Annotated in this window: 22 protein-coding genes and 1 pseudogene; 19 read left to right on the top strand and 4 right to left on the bottom strand. The window is 40.5% G+C overall.

Annotated elements, in window-relative coordinates; all coding sequences use genetic code 11:
* Positions 1-28: 28 nt before the first annotated feature.
* From I593_RS19105 to I593_RS19055, 11 genes and pseudogenes are all read left to right on the top strand, one after another.
* Complete coding sequence (locus I593_RS19105; protein WP_016165489.1) at positions 29-1,099, top strand: ComEC/Rec2 family competence protein; 1,071 nt, start codon at positions 29-31, stop codon at positions 1,097-1,099.
* A gap of 8 nt (positions 1,100-1,107) precedes the next feature.
* A pseudogene (locus tag I593_RS21070) lies at positions 1,108-2,057 on the top strand (DUF6685 family protein).
* 264 nt (positions 2,058-2,321) lie between these two features.
* Positions 2,322-2,672: a helix-turn-helix domain-containing protein gene (locus tag I593_RS19090; RefSeq protein ID WP_016165486.1), complete on the top strand. Its 351-nt coding sequence runs from the start codon at positions 2,322-2,324 to the stop codon at positions 2,670-2,672.
* 3 nt (positions 2,673-2,675) lie between these two features.
* On the top strand, positions 2,676-3,209 hold the full coding sequence (locus I593_RS19835) for an ImmA/IrrE family metallo-endopeptidase (protein WP_016165485.1): 534 nt from the start codon (positions 2,676-2,678) through the stop codon (positions 3,207-3,209).
* A 155-nt stretch (positions 3,210-3,364) separates the two neighbouring features.
* A complete protein-coding gene (locus I593_RS20695; RefSeq protein WP_016165484.1) occupies positions 3,365-3,517 on the top strand; it encodes a hypothetical protein in 153 nt (50 codons plus the stop codon).
* Positions 3,518-3,580: 63 nt separating this feature from the next.
* Complete coding sequence (locus I593_RS20225; protein WP_016165483.1) at positions 3,581-3,811, top strand: hypothetical protein; 231 nt, start codon at positions 3,581-3,583, stop codon at positions 3,809-3,811.
* 24 nt (positions 3,812-3,835) lie between these two features.
* Positions 3,836-4,081, top strand: a complete 246-nt coding sequence (locus tag I593_RS19080) for a hypothetical protein (protein WP_016165482.1) — start codon at positions 3,836-3,838, stop codon at positions 4,079-4,081.
* Between the two features lie 7 nt (positions 4,082-4,088).
* Positions 4,089-4,340, top strand: coding sequence for a hypothetical protein (locus tag I593_RS19075; RefSeq protein WP_016165481.1), 252 nt, complete (start codon positions 4,089-4,091; stop codon positions 4,338-4,340).
* Positions 4,341-4,373: 33 nt separating this feature from the next.
* Positions 4,374-4,610, top strand: a complete 237-nt coding sequence (locus I593_RS19070) for a hypothetical protein (RefSeq protein ID WP_016165480.1) — start codon at positions 4,374-4,376, stop codon at positions 4,608-4,610.
* 475 nt (positions 4,611-5,085) lie between these two features.
* On the top strand, positions 5,086-6,285 hold the full coding sequence (locus tag I593_RS19060; RefSeq protein ID WP_016165193.1) for a tyrosine-type recombinase/integrase: 1,200 nt from the start codon (positions 5,086-5,088) through the stop codon (positions 6,283-6,285).
* Positions 6,286-6,318: 33 nt separating this feature from the next.
* On the top strand, positions 6,319-6,540 hold the full coding sequence (locus tag I593_RS19055; protein WP_004758958.1) for a hypothetical protein: 222 nt from the start codon (positions 6,319-6,321) through the stop codon (positions 6,538-6,540).
* A 269-nt stretch (positions 6,541-6,809) separates the two neighbouring features.
* Here I593_RS19055 and I593_RS19050 read toward each other — a convergent pair whose 3' ends face one another.
* A complete protein-coding gene (locus tag I593_RS19050) occupies positions 6,810-7,061 on the bottom strand; it encodes a hypothetical protein (protein ID WP_004758991.1) in 252 nt (83 codons plus the stop codon).
* Positions 7,062-7,255: 194 nt separating this feature from the next.
* On the opposite strand from I593_RS19050, the gene I593_RS19045 reads away from it, so the two are divergent.
* The gene (locus I593_RS19045; protein ID WP_004658364.1) at positions 7,256-7,477 is read left to right on the top strand and encodes a helix-turn-helix domain-containing protein; all 222 of its coding nucleotides are present in this window, start codon (positions 7,256-7,258) and stop codon (positions 7,475-7,477) included.
* Between the two features lie 310 nt (positions 7,478-7,787).
* Here I593_RS19045 and I593_RS19040 read toward each other — a convergent pair whose 3' ends face one another.
* The 3 genes from I593_RS19040 to I593_RS19025 all read right to left on the bottom strand — a co-directional run bounded on the left by I593_RS19040 (position 7,788) and on the right by I593_RS19025 (position 9,755).
* Positions 7,788-8,117 (bottom strand): hypothetical protein, encoded by a 330-nt coding sequence (locus tag I593_RS19040; protein WP_016165192.1) that lies wholly within the window; start codon positions 8,115-8,117, stop codon positions 7,788-7,790.
* 69 nt (positions 8,118-8,186) lie between these two features.
* Positions 8,187-9,351, bottom strand: a protein-coding gene (locus tag I593_RS19035; RefSeq protein WP_087537534.1) for an IS3-like element ISAba22 family transposase whose coding sequence is annotated in 2 segments (ribosomal slippage) — positions 8,187-9,090 and positions 9,089-9,351 — 1,167 coding nt in all. Because the reading frame shifts where the segments join, the coding sequence is not laid out codon by codon here.
* 92 nt (positions 9,352-9,443) lie between these two features.
* Positions 9,444-9,755, bottom strand: a complete 312-nt coding sequence (locus I593_RS19025; protein ID WP_016165477.1) for an ArsR/SmtB family transcription factor — start codon at positions 9,753-9,755, stop codon at positions 9,444-9,446.
* A gap of 122 nt (positions 9,756-9,877) precedes the next feature.
* Between I593_RS19025 and I593_RS19020 the strand changes: the two genes are divergently transcribed.
* The 7 genes from I593_RS19020 (at position 9,878) to I593_RS18990 (ending at position 14,135) form a co-directional block, all read left to right on the top strand.
* Complete coding sequence (locus I593_RS19020; protein ID WP_016165476.1) at positions 9,878-10,294, top strand: YeeE/YedE family protein; 417 nt, start codon at positions 9,878-9,880, stop codon at positions 10,292-10,294.
* Position 10,295: 1 nt separating this feature from the next.
* Entirely contained in the window at positions 10,296-10,712 is a 417-nt protein-coding gene (locus tag I593_RS19015) for a YeeE/YedE family protein (RefSeq protein WP_016165475.1), read from the top strand.
* A 2-nt stretch (positions 10,713-10,714) separates the two neighbouring features.
* Positions 10,715-11,587: an MBL fold metallo-hydrolase gene (locus I593_RS19010; protein ID WP_016165474.1), complete on the top strand. Its 873-nt coding sequence runs from the start codon at positions 10,715-10,717 to the stop codon at positions 11,585-11,587.
* Between the two features lie 71 nt (positions 11,588-11,658).
* Positions 11,659-12,441: a sulfite exporter TauE/SafE family protein gene (locus I593_RS19005; protein ID WP_016165473.1), complete on the top strand. Its 783-nt coding sequence runs from the start codon at positions 11,659-11,661 to the stop codon at positions 12,439-12,441.
* 264 nt (positions 12,442-12,705) lie between these two features.
* Positions 12,706-13,101, top strand: a complete 396-nt coding sequence (locus I593_RS19000) for a rhodanese-like domain-containing protein (protein WP_026441234.1) — start codon at positions 12,706-12,708, stop codon at positions 13,099-13,101.
* A 50-nt stretch (positions 13,102-13,151) separates the two neighbouring features.
* Positions 13,152-13,487: a carboxymuconolactone decarboxylase family protein gene (locus tag I593_RS18995; protein ID WP_016165471.1), complete on the top strand. Its 336-nt coding sequence runs from the start codon at positions 13,152-13,154 to the stop codon at positions 13,485-13,487.
* 27 nt (positions 13,488-13,514) lie between these two features.
* A complete protein-coding gene (locus I593_RS18990; RefSeq protein WP_016165470.1) occupies positions 13,515-14,135 on the top strand; it encodes a class I SAM-dependent methyltransferase in 621 nt (206 codons plus the stop codon).
* Positions 14,136-14,194 lie beyond the last annotated feature (59 nt).

The raw sequence follows: 14,194 nt of genomic DNA, 5'->3' as shown, positions 1-14,194 counted from the left end.
CTTTATTGGCATAAAACAAGAGGGATGTATGGCTGACTACTTCGAGATCGATTTTCTTGGCGTCGAAACAGCAAAAAGCGGAGATGCGATCACGCTTCGCTATTCTGTGAATGGCACTGAGGGCGTGCACGTCGTTGACGGAGGATATCTGGATACGGGAGATCAGATTGTCGAGCACCTGAAGACCTACTACGGAACAACAGTCATCGACCATGTGATTCTCACGCACCCTGATCGCGATCACGCAAATGGTTTGCGAAAAGTTCTAGAGCAGTGCACGGTCAGAAATCTTTGGATCAACAGGCCGTGGATCTATGCAGATCAGTTGATTGATCGATTCGAGACCTATGAATCGGTTGAGGCGCTGAGACGGAAGTTGCGCTCCATCTACGATGCCACGGCAATTCTTGAGGATCTGGCGGTAGAAAAGGGAATTCCAATCCATGCCCCCCTTCAGGGGCAGAGCATCGGCCCCTTCACTGTGATGGCACCAACCCTGGGGCGCTATTTCGACCTGATTGTGGACTCCACGAAGACACCGGAGGCTGTTGAAGAAAGTGCTTTGGACAGCGCGTTGAGCGGCATATTCCGGGCAATGAAGGCCGCGACCGCCTACATCAAATCCCTGTGGGGCGAGGAGTATTTTCCGCCTGAGCCTACCAGTCGTGAAAATGAAATGAGTGTGGTCCAGTCGGCTGTCCTGAACGGTCATCGTGTCATGCTTACTGGCGATGCCGGGCGTGAGGCGCTGCAAGAGGTTATTGACTACGCGCCATTTGCCGGACTCGCGTTGCCAGGCATTCGGTATTTTCAGGTGCCCCACCATGGCGGGCGGCACAATGTCTCGACTGAAATTCTGGACCAACTGGTTGGTTCACGGTTGGACAGTATGCCGATCCAGCATACCTGGAATGCCATTTGCAGTTCTGCCAAAGCCGATGAGGATCACCCGCGGAAGTCCGTAATTCGCGCTGTATTACACCGGGGTGGGCACTGGGCGGCAACCGAAAGCAAGAATCTCCGCATCGGGGCGGGCATTACCCGCGATGGTTGGGTATCAATTCCTCAAGCGGAGTACCCCGAAGAACAAGAGAGTTGAGTCTATGAATGCGATGTCGCTCTCTGAGTTACCAACTTCAGTGCTCGAACTCCACACATGGCCGTGGTGGCGAAGATATTGGAATCGACCGCCGGAACTGGTTCGGAAGCGGTGTGAAGCTTGGTGTGAACTATTGGAGCTTAGGGAGGCGGCAGGAAAAGGCGTGCGCCTCAACACCCCAAAATCGAAGATTTTTGATGACTCACGCCGTCGATGGAGCATCCTGGATAAACTCGACCGTGGCAACTTTACTTTGCGGAGTCGCTTTCCGGTCTCAGCCTGGGGCGCTAAGGAGGATTTTCCAAAGTCCACATGGATCGCTAGTGCAAGTGACGATGGCGCCTCACTTTGAATGCGACGCAAGCGATATAGAGGGCATCTCCTCAAGTAAGTCAGCAGGCATGCCGCACGAAAATGTGGATGTCTTTGGTGCCTACTATATTGATGAGCAGAATCGATATGCCAGAAAAGGAAAGCCCTCGCTCTGACTGGATGATGCGAGCTTAAAAGAGCTTTGTTCACATGGCGAAATCCGGCTAATGCACGGACGTGGCTCCGACACGTTTAGCGTGCGAGCTTGGGATGGCCGTTTTTCCTTGATAACAGTGGCGGATCTCACCATCTTGCGGGCGCCGTGCATGTCGCCACGCGCATTGGCGCGAGCATTCACCACGCCTCGAAACTCTATCTCTACCAGCTCAACCATTTGACTGTGCAATGGCTGCTCGATGGATTTCATCTGGTATTGCTCCCCAGGTATTTGGATGGACAGATGCTATGGACTGTGAAGAGCTTGGTAGGTTCTGGTTCGAACATGGAGTTCCCACCTGTACTGGGCGAAGGTTCGCTTTTGGCGTTCCCTCGGGGTTCGCAAATCGCCGAGTGCGTGATGGCAGAACTATTGAGTCAGGGGCACCACGATTTAGGCAATGATTTAAGGGAGGCACTGGCTGCGTAACAGCAGTTCTTGACTGAATCGACGACTCCATGGACAAAGCAATTTTCATCTCCAATCTGCTGACAAGGATGTCTATGAATCACAGATAGTTGGATTTCATGGCACAGTATCTATTCTTAGTAGTAATATTAAAAAATTAACCTTTAGGTTGAATATTTAATCCAATATGTTGAATAAAAGATAAAGTTAATATAAGATTGGTTAATACTGTAAAAAGTATTTACTCTTTCAATAATGAATGAGTAACGCAATAGGGTTACGAAAATGTCTAAACTAACAGATTTTGGAAAAGCGATTAGGAAACTTAGGATTGATTATGATACCAATCTTAATGAACTAGCGACTTCAATTGGCGTTAGTTCAGCTTTCTTATCAGCTGTGGAAACAGGAAAAAAGCCAATAAGTGCTGAATTAATTACAAAAATTACAAACGCATTAGGTTTAAGTAAAGCAGAGGAAAATTTGCTTACACATGCTGCTAGTCAAAGTGTTGATAATGTTACTGTTCGAACAAATAGCCCAGAAGAAGCAGAAATTGCTTTGATGTTTGCTAGACGAATTCAAGACGATACTTTGAATATGGCGCAACTTAGAAAAATTCTTGAGGAGAATTGATATATGACATCTGGATGTATGCCTAGAGGTGTTAAAGTCGCGCCTTTAAGTAAACAAAGCATAAAACAAAAAGCACTCATTATTCGTGACAAGATTTTTAAACTGTCACTAAATCAGTCAATAGATTTAAGTCGAGGCTTAGAACATCGATTGCATGAATTAGGTGTCATTTTAGAAGTCTGGGAAATTGAGGATATGCCTGATGTTGAGGCTTTAACTAATCCAGATGCTATGACTATTATTCTTCGTGCAGATACTTATGATGCTTTATGCGATGTATCTGATCCAAAACATTGCCGTGCGCGATTTACTGTAGCACATGAAATAGGGCACTTAATTCTTCATGAGGGTTTTGCCTTAGCACGTGGTGCAGTCAGGCATAAACATTATGAAGATTCTGAATGGCAAGCTGATACGTTTGCGGCAGAGTTACTGATGCCAACACAAGCATGTATTAATTTGTCTATTGAAGACATTCAAGAAAAATTCAAAGTTGGTTATAAAGCGGCTAGAAATAAATTTAGTTCTTTAAAATGAAAAAACTGATATGAAAGCTATCTTTCATATCAGTTTCGGATAGTACACCCAAGGGCTATTCGGCTTACTCAGATGACTACTATAAAGCGTGAGAACTTCATTGTAGATCATTTAAGTCAGCTTTTCAAATCTCCTTGGGAGAGGAGGTGAGCTATGTGCTTAAGAAATTAGGTACTCAAGAACCGCCGAAAGGCATGAAATGGATCTTTTGTAGATTCCGTAAAGTACGAGGCAATTCTGGCAAGGTGTTAGATGCGCATGAGTATGGTTATGAGGCATGGGCTTTTTTAGTTCCATGTGCAACTTAAGTGATCTGGTGCACAGGCATTCGTGCTTGTGTGCTTTCTAAAATTAACAATGGAGTATTAAATATGTCTAATTACTTAATCAATCACAAAAATTGCCCTGAATGTGGTGGGCGTATCAAAGGTTATTATTATTACTGTGGCCGTTGTGGGAATCAGGATGTCGTAAATTGGAAATTTACAGGCATATTCCTGATGATTGCAGGTGCTATTTTCTTTCTTGTTATGTATTTCTCAACAAAAAAAATCTGTGAAAATACCTTTTTCTCGCAAGCTATATTCTGCAATTTTTTTTAAATAATTTATAGGTTGAGTATTAACATGTTTGAAGGATTCATACCTAATTATTCATGTTTATTGCATGCTAGAGATCTTGAAGGAAATATAATCGAAATCCATTTTTTTTCGAAATATACGCCAGAGCAAGCAATTGAAAAAAGCAAAGATTATTGGACTTATGATCTTATAAGGTTTATAGATTTTCCGACTCCTCAAAGATTTGAGTGGGGGAAAAAGACTATAGTCCATCCATTGGATAAAAAAGAATATACTGTTATATATAAGTAGGTTAGGAATGAAAGTTAAAGATTTAATTGAAAAATTAGAAAAGTTTGATCCTGAATTAGAGGTTTTAATTGCCAATGAGGATGATGAGATCATTGGCCTAAACAACATGGTACGATTCTTTGATGTCAGTCATGTTTCTTCTGTTCATGCGGAAACACGAAGAAATGATGTAGAAAGGAATGTTGAATTTACATTCGTAGGAATGCCAACTAAACATTCTAGAGAGTTTATTTTCATTGATGTCGTTTCACAATTTTAGAATTTTTTTTTGAAATTACTTATAGAAGATTGTATGAACAATAATTGTGAAAAATGTACTGTTTTATCTATAGATAGTATGCCGTTAGGCTGGAATACAATAGTAAAAGAAGATTGGGTTGACGATCTAAGTGGCGGTACGGAATGGAAGCAATTTGAGTGTATCCATTGCAAATCTATTCATAATATTAAGTATCGTGATGTGGGTGCTAGTCGCTCACGTTGGTTTTTCAAAAATGAATTGCCAAAATACTTAGGATTTAATGATTAAATTCATGCAAAAATCTGAAAGAAAAAAGCGCCGTTGGGTGCTTTTTTTAATTGTTCAAACCCTTCCTATGATCCTAGACACCTAATTTCAGGGCGATTGCAGCTACAGACTTGTGTGAGGTTGAAAGTGCATAATCAATTGCTTGCTTTTTAAATTCTGGACTAAAGCCTTTAGCCATTTTTACATCTATAAAGTTAACGTTACGTTATCTTTAGAAGTAAGCATTGTCCATATGGGCTGGGCTAGGATCAGTATAAGACTTATTTAACATTGATCACAGATAAGTAAGTTGTTGGGAAATTAAATTAGAGGTGGTACTCATGATGGTTACTAAAACTAAAATATTTTCAATAATAAACATATAAAACAATATATTACAAATATATATGATGCGTAATATACGCATCATATAAAAATCGTCATATTTTGATATAATTGATCCAATCAACCCTCTGATAGGTTTCATTTAAATTTCATGAGTCTTACAGAAATTAAAGTTCGCCAAGCTCATTGCAAGGAAAAAACTTGTTTTTTATCCGATGAAGATGGACTTAGCCTGAAGATTGAGCCGAGTGGAAGAAAATCTTGGTGCTATCGCTATACAGATCCACAAACAAAAAAACGTCGCCGCATTCAGTTAGGACTTTATCCTGAATTATCACTGAAAAAAGCACGACAAGTCAGAGATGACTTTAAAGACAATAATTTTTGTTTTGAACATGATACTGTTTCTAATGTCATCACCTTTCGTAAGGTAGGGGAGGAGTGGCTGCAGTTCAAACTGAAGAATTCATTTAATGATTTACCCCGCTGCGGTGTACTACAGTTAGCAGAAAGATGTTTACAGCAAGATATTTATCCAGACCTTCAGGATTTACCTTTTCAAAATATCAAGCGCTATGACCTGGTTTCAGTAATTAAAAAAATAGAGGGACGCCAAGTAAAAGAACCTGTCAAAAAAGCTTGTAGTTATTTGAACCAAATTTATGACTACGCTGTAGCGATGGGTTATTGTGAGTTCAACATCGCTCATGGTTTAAATAAAATCACCATTAACAGCAAAATCAAGAAAAATTATCCGTATTTGAAAGCGGAGGATATATCTGATTTTAAGAATAAATTACAAAAATTGGATGCCCATCCCATTATTAAAAAAGCATTGATGTTCAAATTGCATACTGGCGTACGAGGAGCTGAATTATTATTATCTGAGCCCCATCATTTTGATTTAAAAGATAAAATTTGGAGAATACCAGCCTTACATATTAAACAGTTTCGACGAAAAGTCATATTAGGCCATGAGATTCCAGATTTTTTAGTTCCACTTTCAAATCAGGCTTTAGAGATTTTAAAAGACGTCATGCAGTGGTCATACGGTGAAAAATACCTTTTTGCTAGCCCACGCAAATACAATCAACCGATTCATTTTAATACTCTAAATATGGCCATACGTAAGATGGGGTATGGCAAACATCAATTATCTTCTCATGGATTACGTTCTACTTTTAGTACCATTTTGAATGACTCAGGTTTGTTCCAAGATAATTGGATTGAGGCACAACTTTCACATATTGATAAGAACCGTACCCGTGCCAGCTATAATCACGCTGACTATTTAGCTCAACGGACTGAAATGATGCAGTGGTGGGGTGATTATTTAAGTACTACTAAGTGAAAATCGTACTTTTATACATAAACTTAAAACATTATGGGGTGTCAAATGGATAGTAAACAATATACTTACCGTGTTATATGGTCAGCAGAAGATAATGAGTATGTTGGGTTGTGTGCTGAGTTTCCATCATTGTCTTGGCTTGATGCGGATCAGTCTAAAGCATTCTCAGGAATAGAGGAGCTCGTTGCTGATGTTGTCGCTGATATGGTTAGCAATAATGAAAAAGTTCCTACACCACTCTCCGGAAAAATATAGTGGTCAGTTTATTGTCATTGTTCTCAGTGGTTTAACAAAAACTAGCCCTCGAAGCCGCAGAACGTAGTGTGGACATGAATCGTTTAGTATCAGTAAAAAGAGCGATGTAATTTTAGTCTGTACTAATGTCTAGTAGGAGTGAGTGATAGAGCAGGAACAAGAATTTATGCTTCATATATTCTGTAAATCGTATGAATTAATAGGTATTTTTAAAGAAAGTTTCTTTGATTTAGTGCTTTTTATTTAAAAAATTAATTTTTAAATACAACTTAGGCTAATTGATAAACACTATCTGGAAAGATTAAAAGAAAATATTTTTTAATTTCTGCTAATTCATTTAAGGCAGGTTCCCTTTCAAGCAGTTGAAATGTCCAAATAAGTACAGCCTGATGATTATCATAGCAAGTATTTACTCCAAGAAAATTAGCCATTCCATAACTTCTATTGATGTTCATTTCTTTAATTAATTGATTTCCTAAGTCACGAGCTTGCTGGCTGATCAATAACTCATTTGTTAACACGGCGGTCATCTCCACAAAATAATCTAATGCAGGTTCAATCCTTATACTTAAAAAGTTATAATTTAGTTGAAATGGATAAAATATACTTTCTATAAGTTTTAATAACCTGCTGTAGGTTAATTTTAGCAAAGTATTACTCAGGCAACAACTTTAAATAACCCGCAGCAAGTTATTTTTTGTAAATTAATTTAAATATGATTACTTGTAAGTTATCTAGCCTCATGGGCGATAGAAAAATTTTAAAATTAAGTGAAGTGGTGCATGCAACAGGTATCAATCGCAATACGCTCACAAGTATGTATTATGACCGTGCTGTACGTATTGAATTACCAGTCGCCGATAAGTTGTGTAAGTACTTTAACTGTACGATGAATGATTTGTTTGAGTTTAAGGAAGAAGTTGAAGAAAAGGATTAACTAATACTTCGTTTGATAAGTTTTCCCTACAGGTCTAATACTGAATTTTATAAAGCTTCATCGAAAACATATATTTACTTTATTATTTATATAAAGGAATCAATCGAATGATAGAGGTATTTTTCTTATAACTTAGTTAAGAAGAGGGGCTAATGACCCACAATAGCGGTAACTATTGTGGGTTTGTTCCATGTAATGCAAATTGCCGTACAAGGAATTTAAAATGACTTCACTCCTCATCTTACGTTGCCCTTGTACTTATTGCAAGATTTTGAGTCTTTTTACAGGATTTTTCATTACACCATTTAAATTACTTCTTTTTATCATGTCGATAATGTTGGGTGCCAAGGCCTGTCGCCATAACATTTGAAATTGAAAGTTCTATAGATGTCCGCAATCCATCGAATAATTGAACCTCATTTGATGCACGAAGATAGTCCAATATATTTTCGCTCAAGGACTCTATGATTGCTTTGGGATTTCTAATTCTAAATTGATCACTTTCAGCCAATTTAATGAGATGTGACAGGTCTGGAAATGCTTTACTACCCGCCAGTTTGAGTGCAATTTTATGATCAATGGATTCATAAATGAGTGTATGCGTAATATCGAAAGGTGGCGAAACAAAAATGTTCTTCATATCTGAGGAATATTGCAGAGCAAAGTTTGATATACGCTGAATTATCAGGAGACTTTCCCTTGGGAGATTCTAGGCAGCCAACTTATAAAAGTCTTCGGCCATTTGATTTGGTGTCTTAAAACCCAAACCCTTTTGAATTCTTCGATGATTATAAAATAACTCAATGTATTTTATAATATCTGCTTTGGCTTCTTCTCTGGTTTGATAGTTGTAATGATGCACTAACTCATTTTTCAGTATTCCCCAAAAGCTTTCAATCGGTGCATTATCGTAACAGTCTCCGCGCTTGCTCATTGAACCTTGAAAACCATATTGCTCAAGTATATTTCGATATTCATGGCTGCAATATTGACTTCCTCTGTCTGAATGCACAATCAGTTCTTTGGTTGGTTTTTGATTGTGAATAGCCATATTTAGCGCATTACAAACAAGCTGTGCTGTCATGCGCTCATTTAAGCTATAGCCAACCACTTGCTTCGTGTAAAGGTCTTTTACCGCTGCTAAGTACAGCCATCCTTCAACAGTCCATATGTACGTAATATCACTTGACCATGCTTGATTTGGTCTAGTCATTGAGAATTGTTGCTCCAGCAGGTTTTCATAGATCGCTCGATTATGGTCACTATTCGTAGTCCTTTTAAAACGCTTGTGTCGCTTACAATACAGGTGGTTCAGCGCTTTTATCTGACGTACAGCGTACATACTCATTTTTATGCCCTGAGCTTGTAAGTATTTGGTTAATCGAATATAACCATAGCTCTGCCTTGTCTCCTCATGGGCTATTTTCACCAATATCGTCTGTTGATTTCGTTGAATCGTTCTTTTGCTCACGCCTCTCTTGAGCCAATCATAAAAACATGAAACTGAAACATGAAGTAATCGAGCCATTAAGGTAATTGGAAAAGAATATCTTTTTTGTTTCATATAGGCGTACCTTACTGACTTTCTTTGGCAAAGTACGCTGCTGCCTTTTTAAAAATTCACGTTCCATTTCAGCTATTTTGAGCTGTTGTTTGAGTTTTTTATTTTCTTCGAGTAGAGCGTTTAGATCAGGTGAATACTGTTTTGTACCTGCTAAAGTTCCAGCCTTTGCTTTGGTATTCCAATTTGAAAGAGTTTGCATTGAAATGCTAAGTTGTCTAGCTGTTTCCGAGACATTGCCTTGATTGGCTTCAATTAATTTGATGGCTTCAGCTTTAAATTCTGTGGTGTAAGTCTTGTGTTTCTTGCTCATGGTAAACTCCTGATGAGTGTGTTTAGTTTACCAAGTTAAAACCTCCTGTTTTTTCAGCACACATCAGGTACAAGTTAGAGTGAAAAATAGGCTTAAGCAGCACAATATAACTGATGCAGGGTTTGCATAATCGTCAGGATTCTGGGGTCAGATACTTGATAGAAAATCTGTTTACCTTCACGACGAGTGCTGACCATATTATTTTTACGCAGTACAGTCAGTTGTTGGGACAGTGTTGGTTGATGAATATCAGTGCTTTCCTCAATTTTCTGTACATTGAGTTCGCCTTCTACCAAGACACATAAAATTTTTAGGCGGTCAGGATTTGATAAGACTTTTAAGTAGTTTGTGACTATATCGACTTCCGAAAAATCAATTTTAGCCTGATTAGTTCCAGTATTCATTACGATCTCCTTCAGTCCTGCATAGTTAAAAATCATTTATGAAAGAATATCACAGAGTGCTTGATTAATATTATATATTATATATTATATATAAATATATTGTAAAGTTAAGTAGACTCGCTATGCATGATTTCCTGATTGCTTTTCTCGGCGGTTTGATGCTCGGTGTATCGGTCGTTGGTTACCTGTATGTGCATGGTCGTATCGCAGGCATCAGTGGCTTAATCGGACAGGTGCTGAATCCTAAAATGATGTTTAAAACATCTGCGATTTGGTTCATGGCGGGTTTAATCACTGTGCCATTTATCTATGGACTGTTTGTTCAGCCAGAAATTGAATTGAATGCGAGTCCGCTGATGCTGGTGGTTGCGGGTCTCTTGGTCGGCTTTGGTACCCGCTTAGGTTCAGGCTGTACCAGCGGTCATGGCATTTGCGGGATGAGTCGTTTGTCTAAACGTTCCATCGTGGCCACCATGAGTTTCATGTTTGCTGGTTTTGTCACTGTTTATATTGTTCGTCACGTGACTGGAGCATTTTAAAATGAAAAATATTTTAGCTTTTATTTTTGGTGCTCTTTTTTCTGTCGGACTGATGGTTTCAGGCATGTCCAATCCGGAAAAAGTGCTGGATTTCCTGGATCTGTTTGGTGACTGGGATGCAAGTCTGGCCTTTGTGATGATGGGTGCAATTGCCGTGGCATTTATTCCCTTTCAAAAAGCCATGCGTTCTGCAGCACCGAAAACCGTATTTAACGAACCTATTGTATTGCCCACCAGTCAAAAACTTGATCCACGCTTAATCATTGGCAGCCTGTTGTTTGGTATCGGCTGGGGGATTGCTGGGGTATGTCCAGCACCAAGTTTCACCTTGATTGGCCTGGGGCATTACCAGGTCTTCTATTTTATTATCGCGATGTTGATTGGCGTATTGCTGCACCGTAAATGGGCTGGAGAATAACGATGACAAAACACCCACTGGTACAGGATTTTTTTGACGAGGCGACCAATACCTTCAGTTACGTGGTATCCGATCCAATAACAAAGCGCTGTGCCATCATTGACAGTGTGCTGGATTATGATGCGGCATCTGCAACCACTTCAACCACACAGGCAGATCGTATCATTGCCTATGTCAAAGCACAGACTTTAGACGTGGAATGGATTTTGGAAACCCATGTTCATGCAGATCACTTGACTGCAGCCCAGTATTTGAAACAGGAACTGGGCGGAAAAATTGCAATCAGCCAGAAAATCGCTGTGGTGCAGCAGACCTTTGCTGCAATTTATAATCTGGATCTCAAGCAGGTGAATGCTAGTCAGCCATTTGATCATTTATTTGAAGATGGTGAGCATTTCAAAATCGGTGAGCTGGATGTCTATAACATAGCAACACCGGGGCATACGCCTGCTTGCTTGAGCTATGTGGTTGAAGATGCCGTCTTTGTCGGCGACACGCTGTTTATGCCGGACTATGGTACGGCACGTTGTGATTTTCCAAAGGGCAGTGCAGAAACGCTTTTTGATTCGGTACACAGCCTGTATCAGCTACCAGAAGATACTCGGGTCTTCTTGTGTCATGACTATCTGCCTGAGTCACGTCATGCGTATCAGTGTGAAACCACTGTTCAGATGCAGAAACAGCATAATATTCATGTGCATAGCGGGATCAGTAAAGCCGATTTTGTCGCAATGCGTCAGCAGCGTGATGCGGGACTTAGTATGCCGAAGCTGATCCTGCCTTCCATTCAGATCAATATGAAAGGTGGACAGTTTCCAACGCCAGAAGAGAATGGGGTTTCTTATTTAAAACTTCCGCTCAATTACTTCAAATAGACATGTTTCAAGATTAAACAAAAAGTTTGGTCTTTTGTTTAATTGCATTAGCAAAGAGAGGAACAGTGGCTATGTGGGTGTTAATACTGGAAGGGTTGGCCATCGGTGGCTTGCTGGGTTTAACCGGTGCTGGTGGCGGTATCCTGGCTGTACCGGCACTGATGGCGAGTCAGGGCTGGACCGTGGCACAGGCTGCGCCTGTGGGCTTGCTGGCAGTGACTCTGTCTGCCTTGGTCGGAACGTTCGAGGGTTTATTCAAGCGTATTGTACGTTATCGCGCTGCGCTCTGGATCGCCCTGATCAGTATTCCTTCAGCACGCTATGGCGTAAATCTGGCTGGTATTGTTTCTCCGGTCTGGCTGACGATGGCTTTCAGTCTAGTCATGTTGATTGTGGCTTACCGGATCTTCTTTAACAAAGTTAATGACCATGAGAATCCACCGTGTAAGGTCAATCAAACGACCGGTCGCCTGATCTGGAATGTGAAAACGGCCTCGTTCCTCGCCGGTATTGGCGTAGTGGCGGGTTTGCTGACTGGCTTGCTCGGGGTGGGCGGCGGTTTTGTGATTGTCCCGGCACTGCGTAAATTCACCGACCTCGATATGCGCAGTATCGTCGCGACTTCCCTGATGATTATTTTCCTGATTGGCGGTGTCAGTATTACTGCACACGTGCTGGATGGTTTTCAATATCCTGTTTCGGTCACACTGACTTTTGTTCTGGCTTGTATTGTGGGAATGTTGATTGGACGCAGTCTGATGCACCGGATTGAAAGTAACCGGGTACAGAAAATTTTTGCCACGACTGTGATTGGGGTAGCTGTGTATTTAATCTATTCAGCACTCATGGGCTAGTCCCGTGAAGTGCTCTCCGGACGGAGATAGAAAGTCTGCTTCTGGATGACAGATGAATAGCCTGTTTTTCTGTCATTTGAATGAATATCCAACCGGTGTAGAGTCTGAAATGGCTTTAACAAATAGATGGTTTGCAATAGCAGTGATCACTGCAACAGTGCTGAAACAGCCGCGGTGGTAGCTACAACAAAGCGCTTTTAAGCTGCTGAACTGGCATTTATAACAAATGAAGCTGATTTTGATGAGCGAGGAAGAATGAAAATGATGAAAACTGCAGAGCAATTGATCCGGAATGCGAAAAGCCGGATTCAGGAAGTGAGCGTAGATGAATTGTTTGAGGCAATGAAAAACCATAAAACCATACTGATTGATGTCAGAGAACCAGATGAATTTCAGGCAGCAGCAATAGATCGAGCAATCAATTATCCTCGTGGTGTTTTAGAAATGAGGATTCACCAGCATCCTTTAGCCAGCCATCATTGTGATACCTTGCAAGCACTGGAACATCTTAAAGATCAGCCGATCTATTTGATCTGTGGCACGGGTGGACGTTCCGCATTGGCAACCGATACCTTACAGAATATGGGATTTACCCAGGTGAAGTCGGTTCAAGGTGGCTATCAGGCTTGGCTGGAACAGGGCTACCCGGTAGAAAAATAAGCTGTTGAATATAAAAACTTGATTGTTGATTTTTAATTTGAGAAAAAGTTATGAAATACAAAGAATTAACCAAAAATATTTCAGGCAGTTTAAGAACTCTAAGCCAGGATTCACCGGATTTAATGAAAAGTTTTAATCAGCTGTCCCAGACTGCTATGCGTGATGGCGTAATTGATCCGAAAACCAAGGAGCTGATTGCCTTGGCGATTGGTGTGGCGGCACGTTGTGATGGCTGTATCGGTTTTCATGTCAGAACGCTGGTCAAAATGGGCATGACCCTGCAGGAACTGGAAGAAGTGCTAGGCGTTGCAGTCTATATGGGTGGTGGACCTTCATTGATGTATGCCGCAAATGCCCTGGAGGCATTTAAAGAGTTTTCCAGCTGATTTGATTGTAGTAAATGGAGAGATGAAATGAGTCAGCACTGGAATGAATTGTATGCCCAGACGCAGGACCTATACGGCACAGCAGCAAACCTGTTTATCCAGGAGATTGCAGAAAAAATCCGGATAGAAGGTAAAACACTGGCAATTGCTGAAGGAGAAGGACGGAATATCCTGTACCTGGCTGAGCAGGCAAGACAGCATAATTATCCTTTTTCGGCGGAAGTTTGGGATTATTCCGATGTTGCTTTGAAGCATCTGTCCAGCAAAGCCGAAGCCACAGGGATAAATCTTGAACTCAGACATGTTGATTTAACAGCAGCTAAATGGCCGTCCGAGCGTTATCAAAACGTGATTTGTGTATTTGGTCATTTCGATACAGAAACACAAACAAAGGTTTTAGAAGGCATAAGAGAATCTTTGCTAAACGGTGGATGGTTTATCGGTGAGCTGTATTCCAAGGAGCAGATCAACTATAAAACTGGTGGCCCTAAAAATATCGAATATTTATACTATCCGTGGGATATTTTGCAGGTTTTCAAGCAGGATCATATCCATCATTTTTATGTTGGAGAGCAAGAAAGACAGGAGGGAGAATTACATTGTGGTAAATGCCATGTTATTCAATTTGCGATACAAGTGAAGAAGTAAAAACAAGTGAATTCTTAAATGTGATGCAAATATTCAGCATTGCAGCACTTTAAAAAAAG

It is taken from the genome of Acinetobacter tandoii DSM 14970 = CIP 107469 (assembly GCF_000400735.1).
In the GTDB taxonomy this organism is placed as follows: domain Bacteria; phylum Pseudomonadota; class Gammaproteobacteria; order Pseudomonadales; family Moraxellaceae; genus Acinetobacter; species Acinetobacter tandoii.
Note: the sequence above shows the minus strand (reverse complement) of the source record. Positions and strands in the feature narration are given on the sequence as shown.